Annotated in this window: 17 protein-coding genes; 5 read left to right on the top strand and 12 right to left on the bottom strand. The window is 29.6% G+C overall.

The annotated features are described in order from the left end of the window. Window positions 1–12: 12 nt before the first annotated feature. Together PB7211_RS02835 and PB7211_RS02830 are read left to right on the top strand one after the other, a co-directional pair. Window positions 13–408, top strand: coding sequence for a LexA family protein (locus tag PB7211_RS02835; protein WP_008545648.1), 396 nt, complete (start codon window positions 13–15; stop codon window positions 406–408). Next, window positions 386–1666, top strand: a complete 1281-nt coding sequence (locus tag PB7211_RS02830) for a Y-family DNA polymerase (protein WP_008544116.1) — start codon at window positions 386–388, stop codon at window positions 1664–1666. The genes PB7211_RS02835 and PB7211_RS02830 overlap by 23 nt, the downstream gene beginning before the upstream one ends. Here PB7211_RS02830 and PB7211_RS02825 read toward each other — a convergent pair. From PB7211_RS02825 to PB7211_RS02815, 3 genes are read right to left on the bottom strand one after another with little or no spacing between them, the layout of a single operon-like run. Continuing rightward, a complete protein-coding gene (locus tag PB7211_RS02825; RefSeq protein WP_008544502.1) occupies window positions 1659–2849 on the bottom strand; it encodes an alginate lyase family protein in 1191 nt (396 codons plus the stop codon). The two genes, PB7211_RS02830 and PB7211_RS02825, sit on opposite strands and share 8 nt — an antisense overlap. A 19-nt stretch (window positions 2850–2868) precedes the next feature. Beyond that, window positions 2869–3738, bottom strand: a complete 870-nt coding sequence (locus PB7211_RS02820; RefSeq protein ID WP_034398888.1) for a glycosyltransferase — start codon at window positions 3736–3738, stop codon at window positions 2869–2871. Then, window positions 3739–5130: a glycosyltransferase family 39 protein gene (locus PB7211_RS02815; protein ID WP_008544414.1), complete on the bottom strand. Its 1392-nt coding sequence runs from the start codon at window positions 5128–5130 to the stop codon at window positions 3739–3741. It lies immediately after the preceding gene. Between the two features lie 78 nt (window positions 5131–5208). Between PB7211_RS02815 and PB7211_RS02810 the strand changes: the two genes are divergently transcribed. Then, the gene (locus PB7211_RS02810; RefSeq protein WP_008545732.1) at window positions 5209–5751 is read left to right on the top strand and encodes a TraR/DksA family transcriptional regulator; all 543 of its coding nucleotides are present in this window, start codon (window positions 5209–5211) and stop codon (window positions 5749–5751) included. A 6-nt stretch (window positions 5752–5757) separates the two neighbouring features. Here the strand turns inward: PB7211_RS02810 and ehuA are convergent, their stop codons facing one another. From ehuA to PB7211_RS02785, 5 genes are all read right to left on the bottom strand, one after another. Continuing rightward, window positions 5758–6546, bottom strand: a complete 789-nt coding sequence (gene ehuA / locus PB7211_RS02805) for an ectoine/hydroxyectoine ABC transporter ATP-binding protein EhuA (RefSeq protein WP_008545478.1) — start codon at window positions 6544–6546, stop codon at window positions 5758–5760. A gap of 1 nt (window position 6547) precedes the next feature. Continuing rightward, window positions 6548–7234: an ectoine/hydroxyectoine ABC transporter permease subunit EhuD gene (ehuD, locus tag PB7211_RS02800; protein WP_008544092.1), complete on the bottom strand. Its 687-nt coding sequence runs from the start codon at window positions 7232–7234 to the stop codon at window positions 6548–6550. A gap of 1 nt (window position 7235) precedes the next feature. Then, a complete protein-coding gene (gene ehuC, locus PB7211_RS02795) occupies window positions 7236–7907 on the bottom strand; it encodes an ectoine/hydroxyectoine ABC transporter permease subunit EhuC (RefSeq protein WP_008545953.1) in 672 nt (223 codons plus the stop codon). Window positions 7908–7980: 73 nt separating this feature from the next. Then, window positions 7981–8826, bottom strand: a complete 846-nt coding sequence (locus tag PB7211_RS02790) for a transporter substrate-binding domain-containing protein (protein WP_008545141.1) — start codon at window positions 8824–8826, stop codon at window positions 7981–7983. Between the two features lie 101 nt (window positions 8827–8927). Next, a complete protein-coding gene (locus tag PB7211_RS02785) occupies window positions 8928–9713 on the bottom strand; it encodes an MOSC domain-containing protein (RefSeq protein WP_008545246.1) in 786 nt (261 codons plus the stop codon). A gap of 19 nt (window positions 9714–9732) precedes the next feature. Between PB7211_RS02785 and PB7211_RS02780 the strand changes: the two genes are divergently transcribed. Together PB7211_RS02780 and PB7211_RS02775 are read left to right on the top strand one after the other, a co-directional pair. Next, window positions 9733–10560, top strand: a complete 828-nt coding sequence (locus PB7211_RS02780; RefSeq protein ID WP_008544730.1) for a phytanoyl-CoA dioxygenase family protein — start codon at window positions 9733–9735, stop codon at window positions 10558–10560. 1 nt (window position 10561) lies between these two features. After that, window positions 10562–12253 carry a glycosyltransferase family 9 protein gene (locus PB7211_RS02775; protein ID WP_008544591.1) on the top strand — a complete coding sequence of 564 codons (1692 nt, stop codon included), beginning with the start codon at window positions 10562–10564 and terminating at the stop codon, window positions 12251–12253. Window positions 12254–12522: 269 nt separating this feature from the next. Here the strand turns inward: PB7211_RS02775 and PB7211_RS02770 are convergent, their stop codons facing one another. The 4 genes from PB7211_RS02770 to PB7211_RS02755 form a co-directional block, all read right to left on the bottom strand. Continuing rightward, on the bottom strand, window positions 12523–13149 hold the full coding sequence (locus PB7211_RS02770; RefSeq protein WP_034398884.1) for a glutathione S-transferase family protein: 627 nt from the start codon (window positions 13147–13149) through the stop codon (window positions 12523–12525). Further along, window positions 13146–14162 carry an NAD(P)/FAD-dependent oxidoreductase gene (locus tag PB7211_RS02765; protein ID WP_008544282.1) on the bottom strand — a complete coding sequence of 339 codons (1017 nt, stop codon included), beginning with the start codon at window positions 14160–14162 and terminating at the stop codon, window positions 13146–13148. Before PB7211_RS02765 ends, PB7211_RS02770 begins: the two co-directional genes overlap by 4 nt. Then, window positions 14163–14483: a 2Fe-2S iron-sulfur cluster-binding protein gene (locus PB7211_RS02760; protein ID WP_029453691.1), complete on the bottom strand. Its 321-nt coding sequence runs from the start codon at window positions 14481–14483 to the stop codon at window positions 14163–14165. 81 nt (window positions 14484–14564) lie between these two features. Further along, window positions 14565–15332 carry a bacteriorhodopsin-like gene (locus PB7211_RS02755; protein WP_008544914.1) on the bottom strand — a complete coding sequence of 256 codons (768 nt, stop codon included), beginning with the start codon at window positions 15330–15332 and terminating at the stop codon, window positions 14565–14567. Window positions 15333–15463: the final 131 nt, after the last annotated feature.

The raw sequence follows: 15463 nt of genomic DNA, 5'->3' as shown, positions 1-15463 counted from the left end.
CAAAACAAGAACATGAAACTAACAATCCCTTATTATCTACATAAAGCAGGCGCTGGTTTTCCATCTCCCGCAACTGATTATATCGAAGAAGATATTGATCTTAATATGCATTTAATAAGAAATGTTCCAGCTACCTTCATCATCAGGGTGCAAGGTAAATCAATGGTAGATGTTGGAATTAATGATGGAGATTTACTGGTTGTCGATAAAAGTATAAAGCCAAAAAACTTTTCAACAGTAATTGCAAATGTTCATGATGAGCTTGTGGTTAAAAGTTTGGTTCAAGAAAGAGATAAAAAGTTTTTAACGTCAGGATCTAAAGAATTTACTGACAGAATTTTAATTAACGAAGAACAAGATATTTTTATTTGGGGAGTTGTAACTTATGTCATCCATTCCACGTACTAAAAAAATAGCATTAGTTGATTGTAATTCTTTTTATGTTTCTTGCGAAAGATTATTCAATCCTAAAATAAGAAGAAAACCTGTTGTTGTTTTATCTAATAATGATGGTTGTATTATCTCAAGATCTAATGAGGCAAAAGCATTAGGAATTAAAATGGGTGAACCTTACTTTAAAGCAAAAGATATTATTATTAAAAATAAAGTAGAAGTTTTTTCATCTAATTATTCTTTATATGGTGATCTATCTAGAAGAGTAATGCGAACTCTTAAAAGATTTAATTCCGATATAGAAATTTATTCTATTGATGAAGCATTTTTAGATTTATCAAATTTTCTAGATCAAGATGTAGAAAAAGTTGGAAAAGAAATTAGAGAAACAGTTTTACAATGGACGGGTATTCCAACTAGTATCGGAATTGCTAAAACAAAAACTCTAAGTAAAATTGCAAACCATATAGCAAAGAAAAAGCAATCAGGAGTTACTAGTTTAATTGGGATTGATAATTTAGATCCTGTTCTTGAAAAAGTAGAAATTAATGATGTATGGGGTGTTGGTAGACAGCTAACAAAATTCTATCAAAAAAATGGTATCTATAACGCTAAGCAACTTAAGAATAAATCGAATACCTGGATCAAAAAATGCTCTAATGTTTTAAGCTCTAGAACCGCAATGGAACTTAGAGGAATACCTTGTATAAATTTAGAAACTACTCAAACTAAAAGAAAGAGCTGTGTAGTTTCAAGGTCATTTGGTAAAAGAATTGAAAAATTTCAAGAACTAAAAGAAGCAGTTGCCAACTATTGCTTGAATGCGTCTGAAAAAATTAGATCAGAATCTTTAGTTGCAAAAGCAATTACAGTTTTCGTTCGAACGAGTCCTTTTCAAAGAGACTATGGTTATTATTCAAATGCTAAAACAATTGATTTTCCTATTGCAACAAACAATAGTATTGAAACTGTTAAGACTGCGGTTGCAATACTACAAAGTATATTCAAAAATGGTTATCGTTATCAAAAAGCAGGTGTAATGCTGACAGGACTACGTAATGACGATGGTAGAAAAAATCTATTTTCATCTGAAAAAGATGAAAAAATAAAAAGTTTAATGCAATCAATTGACAATACCAACTATAGATATGGAAGATCTACATTAAGTCTTGCAAGTGCAGGTGTTCATAAAAAATGGAATATGAGAAGACAGTATTCTTCTAAGATAGATACAGCTGATTTTTATTGTTTGCCAACAATTAGAGCTATTTAGTAAAATGACAGTTTGGTTCTACAACTGTCCATGATGAAGTGCCAAAATTTCGTTTTGAAATATTTTCAAAGTTAAAAACTATTTTTCTTTGATAATTATTAAGATTACCTTGGTTAGTAGACCATTGTTTTAATCTTTGAACATTCTCATGATCTGGAAATCGAGTTACATAAGCATAGAGCCATCCCCAATTACTACTTGATCTAATATCAAGATCTTGAACCTTATAGTTCTTTGCAGGTCCTGGCGATTTCATCTCTTTTGCGTATTTAAATACAATTTCATTAGTCTCTGTAAAATCTATAAAAAACTTAACAAGATTGTGAAAATTTTTTCCCTTATAATCATATTCCCAAATGTTATAGCCTTGGTTTTCAGCGATAATTGCTATTACGGATAATGCGTTCATAGCCCGTCCTTGGTAAAACATAGCTCTTCCACCACGTCTTGTTTCAATAGGTAAGCTACCATCTTTTCTTTGATATCTAATTGCCGCTTCATAGTTTAAAAAGGCTTTTCTAAAAAGCTTATCATCACTTAACAAAATACCAAGCTGCATATGGCTTATCGCAGATGATAATGCATGATTATGTGCTCTCTTTGGAACACCAATTGCTTGAGTTCCATCTTTGTATTTCATGTCATACATAAGATGTTTATTTTTCTTTACTATCTTTTGAAACCAATCTTTAATTATCTTATCCTCATCTTCGGGGACATTGATTACTTGCTTAACAAATGAATATCCTGCCATCATTGGTGATGCTATCCAAAGATTGACCGTTAAAGTATCATTCCAATGTCTGCCTTCATGGTTAGAGGGTCCTGTTCTTTTTGCAGCGTCAGATTTTGCCCAATCTAAAATTACTCTTTTTACATTCTCACAAGCTTCAATATTTCCTCCGCTACATGGACGTTTAAAATTTTCAAAACTATCTAGAGCAGACATAAATCTATTATCCAGGCCATATCCTGATGGAGCATCAACTTTTGCTAGTGGTAAAACAGGATTGTTTGTTTGATTTACATACATACTAGTAATGCATCCATCTAAATTTTCTGGAATTGGAAAAATAATTTCTGGCTTAATGATTGTTGCCTTTTTTTTTATTTTTTTAAAATCACTATAAGAATTATTTGAAATAAAAATTGATAAAAAAACAAAAAATAAAATTTTTTTCATTTTAACAAAACAATTTAAATTATTTTATTTTATCAATATCGTGGATGTTTGTTAAACAATTGTTAAATTCTTCAATATTTTCTCTCAGAGCTAAACTAGAAATTGAATAAATCATTACGAGTAACAAAACCAAAGGAAATGAGGTAATAATTGAAGCATTAGTTTGCATTAGAAGAATATAAAAAACTATAAATAAAGCGGAACGAATTAAAACTGTTTTACGAAATACACTAATAATTGAAAGAGAGTGTTTTAATAAATTAAAAAAACTCATTTTTGAGGGTCCAAAATATCTGACGCCCCTAATAGAGGGTAAAGATACTAAATCTTTTTCTATTTTTCTTAATGACCCTGAAAAACTACTCCAAGTAGCCTTTTCCTTTAGCATTTTTTCAATTGTTGATTTTGAAAGACAAGTAAAGTTTCCAAATTTAATTGACTGACCTGTAAATGCTAAAGTTAAAAATTTGTGAAATTTATAACATATTTGAAACAATAATCCCTCTGACCGCTTCACTCTCTCTCCAACAATTGACTGTTCTCCTACTTGTTCCGAAAGTTCAATGAAGTTTTTAATCTCTTCAGGTCTATCTTCTCCATCGCCATCCATTGGAATTACATAATCAAATTCTTTTTTCTCAAAAATATATTTTAATCCTGAGGCGATACATCTTGCATGACCCCTATTTTCTTTCATATTGATGATTTCAAAAGAATTAATATTTTCTAAGTTTTGATAAGTATCTATTATTTGTTGAGATGAAGCGTCATTTATAACAACAACTGATATTTCAGAATTTAAATCTTGTATTTCAAAATTAATATTTTCGATTAATTTTTTTAAAGATTCCCTGTCATTATAAATTGGAATTAATAATATAATTTTCATTTATTTTCTTAATCCAATCATACAAATGCCCTGTTTGGCAATTTTACCAAATTCCCCAGGACATAAATTTTTTAATATTTCTGGATTACCAACATAAATTAATCCACCAGAGGGGTCTAATTTGTCGACTTTTCCATCAATACTAAGGAACCATTTAGGCCTATCACTTAAATGATAAGACAAATTACCGGCATGCCATTCATCACCTACTACATACATGATATCATTTGAGAAATTTTCAGACCATCTTCTATCAACAAGATCTGCAATTTGTCTTCCAAAATAGTCAGTTCTTTTGTTATCTTTTGAAAGAGACACGTAAGCATAAAGTGAAGGGCTTAATAAAAATAAAAGTAAAAAACCAAAAGCAAATTTTTTAAGTTTTTTGATGTTTATTTCTGATTTAAATACATAAATAAATAAAGTGCCAAAAAATAAATAAAACGGTGTCATCCACATTGTTCTGATCTTAGACCCTGTAACTACTGATGTTATCAACATGAGTAAGATTGGTAAAATGTTAATTGCCAATAAAAAAAGTAATTTTTTATCTTTAAAATTAAATTTGAATTTAATTTTTTTTATTAATAGCCAAACTAAAATTAAGAATGGAATTAATAATCCAATTTGTTTTATTAAAAAAATAAATGGGAATTTTATGTGATCAATTACACTAGATTGTTCTAATCCAGTTCTGGCAAGTCCATAAGTTAAAGTTATAAAATCGTTATTATTGAGCCAAATTAAATGAGGGACTAAAATAATTAAAAATATTTCAAAAGTTATTAAATATTTAAAATCAAACTTTCTTTCTCTCTTAATAAATATTAAATAGATAAATAAAAGATCAATTGAAACTAAAAGATAAAAAAATAAATATTTTGATAAAAATCCAAATGCAGCAAATAAACCAACTAAAAAACAGTCAGTAAATTTTATTTCTTTGCTAGTATAAATTTTCCATGAAAAATAAACTGTTAATGACCAAAATGGTAGTTGGCAAACATTAACGTTAAATTCGGGAGTTGTGAAATTATAAAAATAAATTGCTTCAATAAGTAAGACTGAAATTAAACCCAGTATATCATTATTAAAAAATTCTTTAGAAAATTTAAACACATAATAAAAAGAAATAATTACAAAAATTTGACTAAGTAAATAATAAGCCCAATCTTGTGAACCAAAAATTTGAAAAAAAACTTCTGGAAAAAATGCACTCATTGGAGGATGTTTGTTAAATCCCCAATCTAAATTACTTCCCCAAGCTAAAGCCTCGATAGTATCAAGTGGTAAATTTTGATTTGTTAGAGAGGGAACCAATGTCCAAAATATAAGATGTAATAAAACAAAAATGTAAAAAATATTATTTATATTCTTAGTATAATTAGTCATTTATAAATATTAATATTAATTTAGCTTACTTGACACCCTTAATTTGCTGAATATACTCCGAAAATTCAAATTTTAAGTATGCCAAAGATTACTAAAGTTAAAAAAAAAGTTTCAAAAGTTAAAGTTAAAGTTTCAAAAGTTAAAGCTAAAGCAGTTAAAGTAAAACCTAAAACTGTAAGTAAACCAAAAGTAGTTGCCAAAGCACCTATAAAAATTTCTAAAACTTATGTTCCAAAAGATACTGAAAAATATATGTGCGAAAAACATAAAGTATTTTTTAGAATGAGACTTACTGAGTGGAAAAAAGAATTAGTTAAAGCAAATAATGAGGCACTTTATAACGGTAGTATGGATGATAATAGCATTTCTGCTGATATTGTTGATCAAGCAAGTTCATACACTGATAAAAATGTCGAAATGAAAGCTATTAACAGACAAATAAAACTAATTTCAGAAATAGATAAAGCGTTAGCAAGAATTCGAGAAGATATTTATGGATATTGCCTAGATACAGCTGAGCCAATTGGATTAAAAAGATTAATGGCTAGACCCGTAGCTAAATACACAATCGCTGCACAAGAAAAGCATGAAAAAGATGAAAAAGTTCATGCAGATGATTAATCTTAATTAATTAGCATCTAGAACTGCGTGTAAGAACTGTTTGGTTCTTTCATTTTGTGGATTACCAAACAATTGTTCTGGTGGACCTTGTTCAAATATTTTTCCCTCATTAAAAAAACAAACTCTGTCTGAAATTTCTCGTGCAAATCCCATTTGGTGAGTAACCATTATCATTGTTAAATTATGTTCTTTATTTAAAGATCTAATTACATTTAAAACTTCTCCTACAACTTCAGGATCTAATGCTGAAGTGATTTCATCTAATAACATTACCTTAGGTCTCATTGCTAATGCTCGTGCAATAGCAACTCTTTGTTGCTGGCCTCCAGATAGTCTACTTGGGTGTTCATCTTTTTTATCAGATAAACCAACTAGCTCTAATAAATCTAAAGCTCTTTGCTCTGCCTCATCCTTTTTCATGCCCAAAACTTCGATAGGTGCTTCAATACAGTTTTGCAAAGCTGTCATATGAGGAAATAGATTAAATTGTTGAAATACCATTCCAATTTTTGATCTTCTCTCACGTAGATATTTTTCACTAGCCTCAACTAATTTACCATCAGATTCCATATGTGTTAAAGGTTCTCCATCTAAATGAATTACCCCTTGGTTTATTTTTTCTAAAGTCATCAATACTCTTAGAACAGTCGTTTTTCCTGATCCAGAGGGTCCAATTATGGAGACCATTTCATTTTTTTTAATTTCTAAATTTAATTTATCCAAAACAACTAAATCTCCATATTGTTTTGTTACATCTGAAAAATTAACAATGATATCTGATGAATTTTTTTCCATATTAAAGTTGTTCTTTTTTTATTTTTCCTTGAGCTAAATTAACATTTTTTTCTAATTTTCTAATCCACATTGCTGCAGGAATTGATAAAGTTAAAAATATTATTCCTACTATAGTATATGGCTCTAAATAACGATAGTTATATCCACCAACAGCAGTTGCTGCATGGAATAGTTCTGCAACACCAATAGTAGATAGTAATGGAGTATCTTTAAAGATACCAACTAGATAATTTCCCATACCTGGTATTGCAATTGGAAATGCTTGAGGTAAAACAATTTTTCTATACGTATAAAAAGTGGAGAAATTCAATGCTCTACATGCTTCCCACTGCGTTTTAGGCACGCCTTCTAAAGCTCCTCTATATACTTCCGATAAATAAGTGCCAAAATGAAGACCAATTGTTATCATTCCACAAACCCAGGCTGATAATGTAATTCCAAATTGAGGTAGAACAAAGTAGACAAAGAATAATTGGATTAATAGAGGTGTTGATCTAATAAATTCAACAATTTCTCTATTGAACATATTTACTATTTTAATTGGGGTTCTTTGACCTAATAAAAATAATAATCCAACGATTGCAGCAATAGCATAACCAACTCCAGCAGCTAAAATTGTGTTCAAAGTTGCCCATAACATTTGTGGCAATATCTCTATTGCAAAATCCCATCTCCACTCTGCATTCATATTAAATTTTATCCTTTCCTACTTTTCTAGCCGCTAAAACTTCCAACCATCGTAAAAACGGAACAAGAAAAAATCTAGAAATTATATAATAAATTAAAAGTGCAGTTCCAAAACATTGGGCTGAAAGCCAAGTAATTGAATTAATTTGTTTCGCTTCAAATGTTAAATCAACTACAGTCACTAAAGCAACAAGTGCAGTTGCTTTTAAAAGTTCTACAGTTAGATTTGCAGCAGGAGGCAATATAATTGGAAATATTTGAGGTATAATTATTTTCCTCATTCTTTTTGCTGGTGTAAAGTTTAGTGCAAATGCACCTTCCCATTGACCCTTAGGAACTGCTAAAATTCCACCTCTTACAATCTCTGCTCCATAAGCGCCGAAGTTCATTCCTATAGCAACCACCCCCGCGGTAAATGCTTCTAGTGTCAGTCCGAAAAAGGGCAATACATAGTAAAACCAAAATAATTGGACCAACAAAGATGTTCCTCTAAAAAATTCTATATATACTGTTGCTGTTCCTTGAATTAGTGGATTTTTTGATAAACGCATTAATCCAAAAATTAATGAAATGATTATATAAAGAATAGTTGAGCAGACTAATACCTTAATAGTAGTAACCGTTCCAAGTAACATGGTTGGACCATGTTCGGATAAAAATGCAAAATAGCTCACTCTTAAAACCTTATGATTAAAAAAAAATCAGGCGACGAATTATTGTCGCCTGATTAATTAAAAATTAATATTTTTATTTAGTTGAACAAGCCCACTCAGTAGTCATTTCAGGAGGAGGTAATTGAGCTTTATCATAGCCATATTTACCAGCTCTTTCTAACATCTTAGCAGGATTTGCCATAACTTTTGCTAAAGCAGCATTAAAGTTATCTCTAAACTCAGTATCAGTTTTTCTAAAACCAATACCAACTACGTTTACAGTTTCCATAGGCATTAACTTTGGATCTGTTACTTCAAATGCACCACCTGTTTTTTCTTCATGCTCTTTAGCACCAAAGAATGTTTGAACAGCAACGTCAGCTCTACCTGCTTTCATAGCAGCTAAAATTCCAACTTCACCTTCAACTAATAACATTTGACTATCTGGAACACCAAATTTCTTAGCAGCTTCTACTGTGTTGAAACCAGCACCAGTTACAAGTTTTGCACCTGTGCTAATTACATCAGCATAATTGTTAATATTTTTAGGATTTCCTTTTGGTACTAACATCGCATCTCCAAAAACTCCAATTGGATCTGAAAAGTTGATGTTTGCACATCTACTTTTTAAAATGTACATACCACCAGTAATCATGTCTGATCTATTAGCATTAATTCCTGGAATTAATCCTGACCATTCAAATACTTTAGTTTCATGCTCAGTAATTCCCATTTCTTCAAGGACTGTTAACGCAATCATGTTAACAAAACCTAAAGCTTCACCGTTATCACCAGCGTAAGCCCATGGCACTGCAGTACCAAAACCTAGTCTTAACTTGTGTCCATCTTTTAATCTATCAGTTAATGTTGCAGCATTAACAGATGAAATACTAAAAAGAATAACAAGAAAAACTGAAATAGATTTAATTAATTTATTCATTATCTTTCTCCCATTGTTTAATATAAACAAAGGTTAACAAGATTTCTAATTTGATGCAAATAAACTTGAATTTCTAGATCAACTTATAATTGAATCTGATGCTAAATATTTATTGTATCTCCAATATTTATTTCACCATCATCTAAGGCAGTTAAATAAATTCCCATTTCAAAATGATTATAAGTTTTTTTTAATAATTGAAGTAAGTTAAATGTATTATCATCTGTTTGAGGTTTTAAATTAATTGCAACACATCTTGGAATGTTTTTTTCTACTTTAAAAGAAACATTGTTGATCTTGATTATTTTGCCAATCCATTCACGTTCTTTCCAAGGTTCAATTCCATCTATACAAATATTTCCTCTAAATATTGAGCTTTCAACGTTCCTATCAATTTTTTCTCTAAAATCATTGATGCTTTGTATGTTTAATAGTGAGACTGAATTTACAAAATTAACTTTGTTTGAAATTGAAGTATCAAAAAAAGGAAATTCATGATTTTTCATTAAAGTTATTGGTTGCTTTAAAGAACTTTCTAATTCTGAAATTTTATTTGAAAGTTCTTCCCGTTGTTCTGACTGGTTTATATCAATGGTTAATATTTCTTTATCTTTTAAAGTGAGAGTTAGTTTTTCATCTTTGAATATAAAATTATATTTATTTAATACTGGTGAATTTTTTAGAGTTAAAACTTTGTTCCATTTGCCTTTTCTATCATCAAGGCTTTTTTCAAATAATTTTGCCTGTTCTTTATCTAGGTCTTTTGCAAATGCAAAAATTCTATCACTAACAATTCCAATATCTTTTTTAATTATACAATTTTCAATTGTCTGAAATGATACGGATTTAACTGGGCAGTAATTTATTGAAGAAATAGTTGCGCTCATATAAAGTTTTCAAAATAATATGTCTTATCTTTCTTCAAATCAACTTAAACAATATGAGGATGAAGGATTTGTTTCTCCAATAAATATTTTTTCAAAAGAAAAAGCAAATGAAATTAGAAATGAAATAGAATTAATAGAAAAAGAAATGCCTGGTGAATTAGATAAGTCGGGTAGATATAATGCTCATTTAATTTCACCTCTATTAGATGAAGTTACACATCATCCTAAAATATTAGATGCTGTTCAAAGTTTAATTGGTGATAATATACTTGTATGCGGAACAACTCTTTTTATCAAAAATGCAAATGAAAAAGGTTTTGTTAGTTATCATCAGGATGCAAAATATATAGGCTTAGAGCCACATAATTGGGTAACTGCTTGGGTTGCAATAACAGACTCTAATGAACACAACGGATGTATGAGAATGTGGTCAGGTTCACATAAAGATAATTTAAAAGATCATGACCAAATGTTCAACGAAGGAAATTTATTAACGAGAGGTCAAACGATTAACAATGTACCAAAAGAAAAAACTACACCATTGATACTTGAAGCTGGCCAAATGTCTTTGCACCATCCAACTGTTGTTCATGGTTCTGATTTAAACAAAAGTGATGATCGAAGAATAGGCTTTGTCATACAAAGCTATATAGGAAGTAATGTTAAACAAGTTTTGGGCAAAAATAGTGTTCAGATAGCTAGAGGTAGGGACGACTTTAATTTTCATGAAAAAATTTCAAGAGCTAAATCTTTAATGAATAGAGATGATATAAAACTAAAAAAGCGAGAAAACGATTATCTTCAACAAATTTTCTATAAAGGTTCAAGTAAAAAAGGATCATACTAAAATGTCAGATTTAAAAGAAATAGCTGACAATATAATAAATAAAAATTTTGATCAGGCATTAAAGCTTTGTGATATTTATCAAAATGACAATAATAAATATATAATCTTAAACTTTAAAGGTGCTATTTATTTATCACAAAATAATTTTGAAAGTGCAGAGATTAATTTTTTAAATTCTTTTAAAGAAAATGATAAATTTATTGATCCCTTAAATAATCTTTTTCAACTTTATTTTAAAAAAAAAGATTTTAAAAAACTTTTACTTTATGCAAAAAAGTTAATTGATATAGATAGCTCAAATCCCTCATACAATTACAAACTTGGATATGCTTTAGAGCAGAATAATAAGATTGAGGAGTCAATTAAATACTATAAAAATTGCATAAATTTTAATGGTAGAGATAAATTAAAAGCTTTAAATAATATTGGTGTACTCTATAGCAAACTCAATAAAGAAAATATTGCAAATCAGTATTATTTAGATGCTTTAAAGATTGATCAAAATAATACCGTTACAATTAACAATCTTTTATCAAATTATTTAGAGCTAAGAGATGAAAAAAATTCAGATATTTTTTACGAAAAAGCAAAAAATATAGATCAAAACACAATTCATTTTTTATTTAACAAGGCGGAATATTTAATTCAAAAAAATCAGGTAAATGATGCAATTAAAATTTTAGAGAGTAATAAAAATAAAGATTTTAAATTTTTTAAAAAATTAATTAGAATTTATTTTTTAATTGGAGAAAAAGATAAAGCGCAAAATCTACTTAATGAATTTAAAAAAATAGAGTCAAACGACCCAGAATATTTACAATTTCTTGGAATGCGTTCTCTCTTTCAAGGAAATTTTGAAATTGGATGGAAATATTATGAGTACAGATATTCAAAATTAAGAAATATTTTTAATAGTATAGCTGAGTGGAAAGGAGAAAATATTTCTCAAAAAACTATTGTTGTTTACAATGAGCAAGGACTTGGAGATAGTATTCAATTTTCAAAATTTTTAATTCCACTTCTGAAATTAACAAAAAACGTAACTTTTTTAGTACAAAAAAATATTTTTAATATCTTTAAAAAAGATATTCCAAATTTGAAAATTATATCAGAAGAAAATTTTCAAGAAAAATTTGATTTTAAAATTTCATTGGGTTCTTTGCTCAAATTTTTTTACAAAGAAAAGATTGATGAAAATTTTTTAATTAATAATAGAAGTTCATTTGAGTTACCTTTTAACATAAATAAAGATAAGCTTAATGTTGGTATAGCATGGTCTGGCTCGTTTAATGGTCCAAATGAACCTTATAGATCTATACCTCTAGAGACATTAAGTAAGATATTTTCTTTAGATGTTAATTTTTATTGTTTACAGAATGAAATTTGGGAAAGAGATTTAGTTCAATTTAAAAAAACTAAAATTAAAAATCTGGGAAATTATAGCTTAAGTGATATGGTTGCAATTATTCAAAATTTAGATCTAATTATTTCATCAGATACTTCAATTCTTCATCTTTCAGCTTCACTAAACAAAGAAACTTGGGGACTTTTGAATTCATATCCTGATTGGAGATGGGGGGCTTTTAGTAAATTACATCCGTACAAAACATTAAAAATATTTCATCAAAGAACTTTTAATAAATGGGACGATGTTGAGTTGGAAATATACGAAAATTTAAAAAAAAGAAAATGACAATCTTCAAGAAATTTTTTATAAAGGTGCTTCTAAATAATGTCAATTATAGTTAAAAAATGAAAAGAAAAAAATCAAAACAAAACTCAATTTCATTTCTTTTCGCTAAAAAATATATTTATATTTACTATCCTATTATTTGGATAGTTCTGTTATTATATGTGTTTACGAGATGAATAGTAAATTAATATTAATTATTATTATTGTTTTAGCCATTGAGCTATCAGGTAATGGTATCTTAACTTCTCTTTTTAAATTGATGAACTAGATTATGGTTGAGGAGGTAAATCTTTCTTATTCATAAATTGATATCCTTTTATTACTGCCTCTCTTTTAGAGATATCTGAATACCATCTTGATAAATTTTTAAAATTCTTAAGACCTATATCATGCCACTCATGTCTAGCAATCCAGGGCCAAGTTGCAATATCGGCTATAGTATATTTTTCACTTGCAAGAAAATCTGAAACATTTAATCTACTATCTAATTCTTGGTATATTCTTTTTGTAATTTTAAAGTATCTTTCTTCTCCAAATTCACTTTTACCAGGATTGTAATGATGAAATTGATGATGTTGACCAATCATTGGTCCAATTGTTCCCATTTGAGCCATTAACCACTGGTTAATTTTTAATCTATCTGATTGATCATAAAACTTTCCACTTTTTTCTCCCAAATACATAAGGATTGCCCCTGATTCAAAAATACTTTTGTTATTTTCATGATCCGTAATTACTGGAATTTTGCTAAATGGACTTATTTTTATAAATTCTTCTTTAAATTGATCATTATTGCCTAAATCAACTTTAGTTACTTTGTACTCATAGCCAATCTCCTCAAGCATAATAGATATTTTTTTACCATTTGGCGTATCAGCGGTAAAAAGTTCTATCACTTTTTAACGCCAAGTCTTTCTTGTGCTGCTTTTGATGTCGTTGTGAACTCAAACCTAAGTTTTTCATCTGGTTTTGCATATTTAAAACAGCCTCTAGCTGCCAAAGCTCCCTCATGAAAACCTGATAAAATCAATTTGAGTTTACCTGGATAAGTACAAATGTCACCGATTGCAAAAATTCCATCAATATTGGTTTCAAAATTTTCCGTATTCACTTCAATAGCTTTTTTATTAATATTTAGTCCCCAATCTAAAATTGGACCTAATTGCATAATTAATCCAAAAAAACCAAGAACATAATCTGTTTTAAACTCTTTAGTTTCTCCTTCATCATGCTTAATTTTAACTGATTGAATATTTTTATCTCCAGCGACTGAGTCTATTTGATATTTTGTATATAAATTAATTTTTCCTTGATCGTTTAGTTCTTTAACTTTTTGAACACTAGACTCTGCTCCACTAAAACCATCCCGTCTATGAATTAAGTTTACTTTTGATGTGTTTGAGAGCTCAATTGCCCAATCTAGTGCTGAGTCTCCTCCACCAAATATTGAGATTGTTTTATCTTTAAAAACTGTTTTGTCTTTAATTGAGTAAAATATTGAACTTCCCTCAAATTTTTCACACTCCTTTAAAGGAAACTTTCTAGGCTCAAATGAGCCAACACCACCAGCAATTACAATGCTTGCAACATCAAATTCTTGTTTTCCACTTGTTTTAACAAGCCATCTGCTTTCAACTTTTTTAAGTTCTTCTACTCTTTCATTTAAATGAAATTTTACATTAAAAGGTTTTATTTGTTGCAACAAATTAGTTGTTAACTCTTCACCAGTGCACTCTGGAACAGCTGGTATATCGTAAATTGGTTTGTCTGGATAAAGTTCAATACATTGTCCACCTGCTTTATCAAGGTTGTCAACTATCTCGCAGCTTAAACCAATTATTCCTAATTGGTGCGCACAAAATATTCCTGTTGGTCCTGCTCCAATTATTAACACATCTTTTTTAATCATTTAAACTTGCTTTGATGGAATATTAACCACCAGTCCATCTAATTCATCTGAAATAGTTAATTGACAACTCAATCTACTATTTTGTTTTGGTTCAAACGCCATATCGAGCATATCTTCTTCACCATCTTCTTTAGTTGGAAGTTTATCTAACCATTCCTCATTTACATAAACATGACAAGTAGCACATGCCATTCCACCTCCACAATCCGCATCAATACCAGGGATATCATTTTGAACTGCACCCTCCATAACCGTAAGTCCATTTTGAACATCAATTGTATGTGTTTGGTTGTCGTGTGTGATGTAATTTATTTTTGCCATGAATTAGATATAAGCTCTTAAAAAAAAAGGGCAAGTATGTATAAACATACTCGCCCTAATTAAATATTTTACTTAGTAAAACTACTTAGCTCTTTTTCCGCTTGAACTAGTTGCAGCAGCCCAAATTACTAGACCAAATGCAATTTTGTTAACAAAGTCAGCTAAGTTGTAAACAACGTTAAGTGATTCTGCATCTACACCACCTGTTAGGTAACCAAATACATAACCTAATGGGTAAATTGCCCAACCTACTGTAACGATCATTCTCATTGCACCAAAAGCAGTTACAAGTGCCTTGTTCCCACTTTTTGCTGCAGCTTTACCTGCTTCACCAGAGAATACTTCATAAAGAATGTATACCCAACCTGCCATACCGATAATGAAACCAAGTGTAGCGTTGATGTATCCAGCTTCTCCTAAGTATCCACCTACTAGCATTACTACTGAACCGAGTAGCAATCTCCAGAACATTCCAGAATTTGCTTTACCTACAGCAGATAGAATTAAATAGAATTCAACCATTTGTAGAGGCACAGTAATTAACCAGTCAATATATCTGTATACTGTTGGCGAGTCTCCAGTAGTCACCCATACTTCTCTCATGTACATGTAGTGTATGAATGCAATACCAGTTACTAGACCTGCAACGATCACTGAAGTTCTCCAGCCCGCTGCTACGTTGCCAGTTTCCATGAAGAAGAAAGCAGTAGCTGCTAACATACCCATAGAGATAACCCAAAACGAAATTCCAACGAAATCATCTTGTGCTAACATGGCGTCTGCGTTTGCAACACCTGTAACACCTAATAGTGCAACAGCTGTAAGCGCAAACAATTTAAGTTTTTTCATAAAAAACTCCCTCTTTAGTTAGTTTTTATTGTTTAGTTTATATAAACTAGGCTTAGGTTTACCTAAACCAAGATAGTGCGTTAAATAACAAATAATTTTAGATTATAGAAGACTTAATTGTCATTAATTAA

This window comes from Candidatus Pelagibacter sp. HTCC7211 (genome assembly GCF_000155895.1).
GTDB lineage: Bacteria > Pseudomonadota > Alphaproteobacteria > Pelagibacterales > Pelagibacteraceae > Pelagibacter.
The sequence above is the reverse complement of the archived record's forward strand: the minus strand, read 5'-3'. Positions and strand labels throughout refer to the sequence as shown.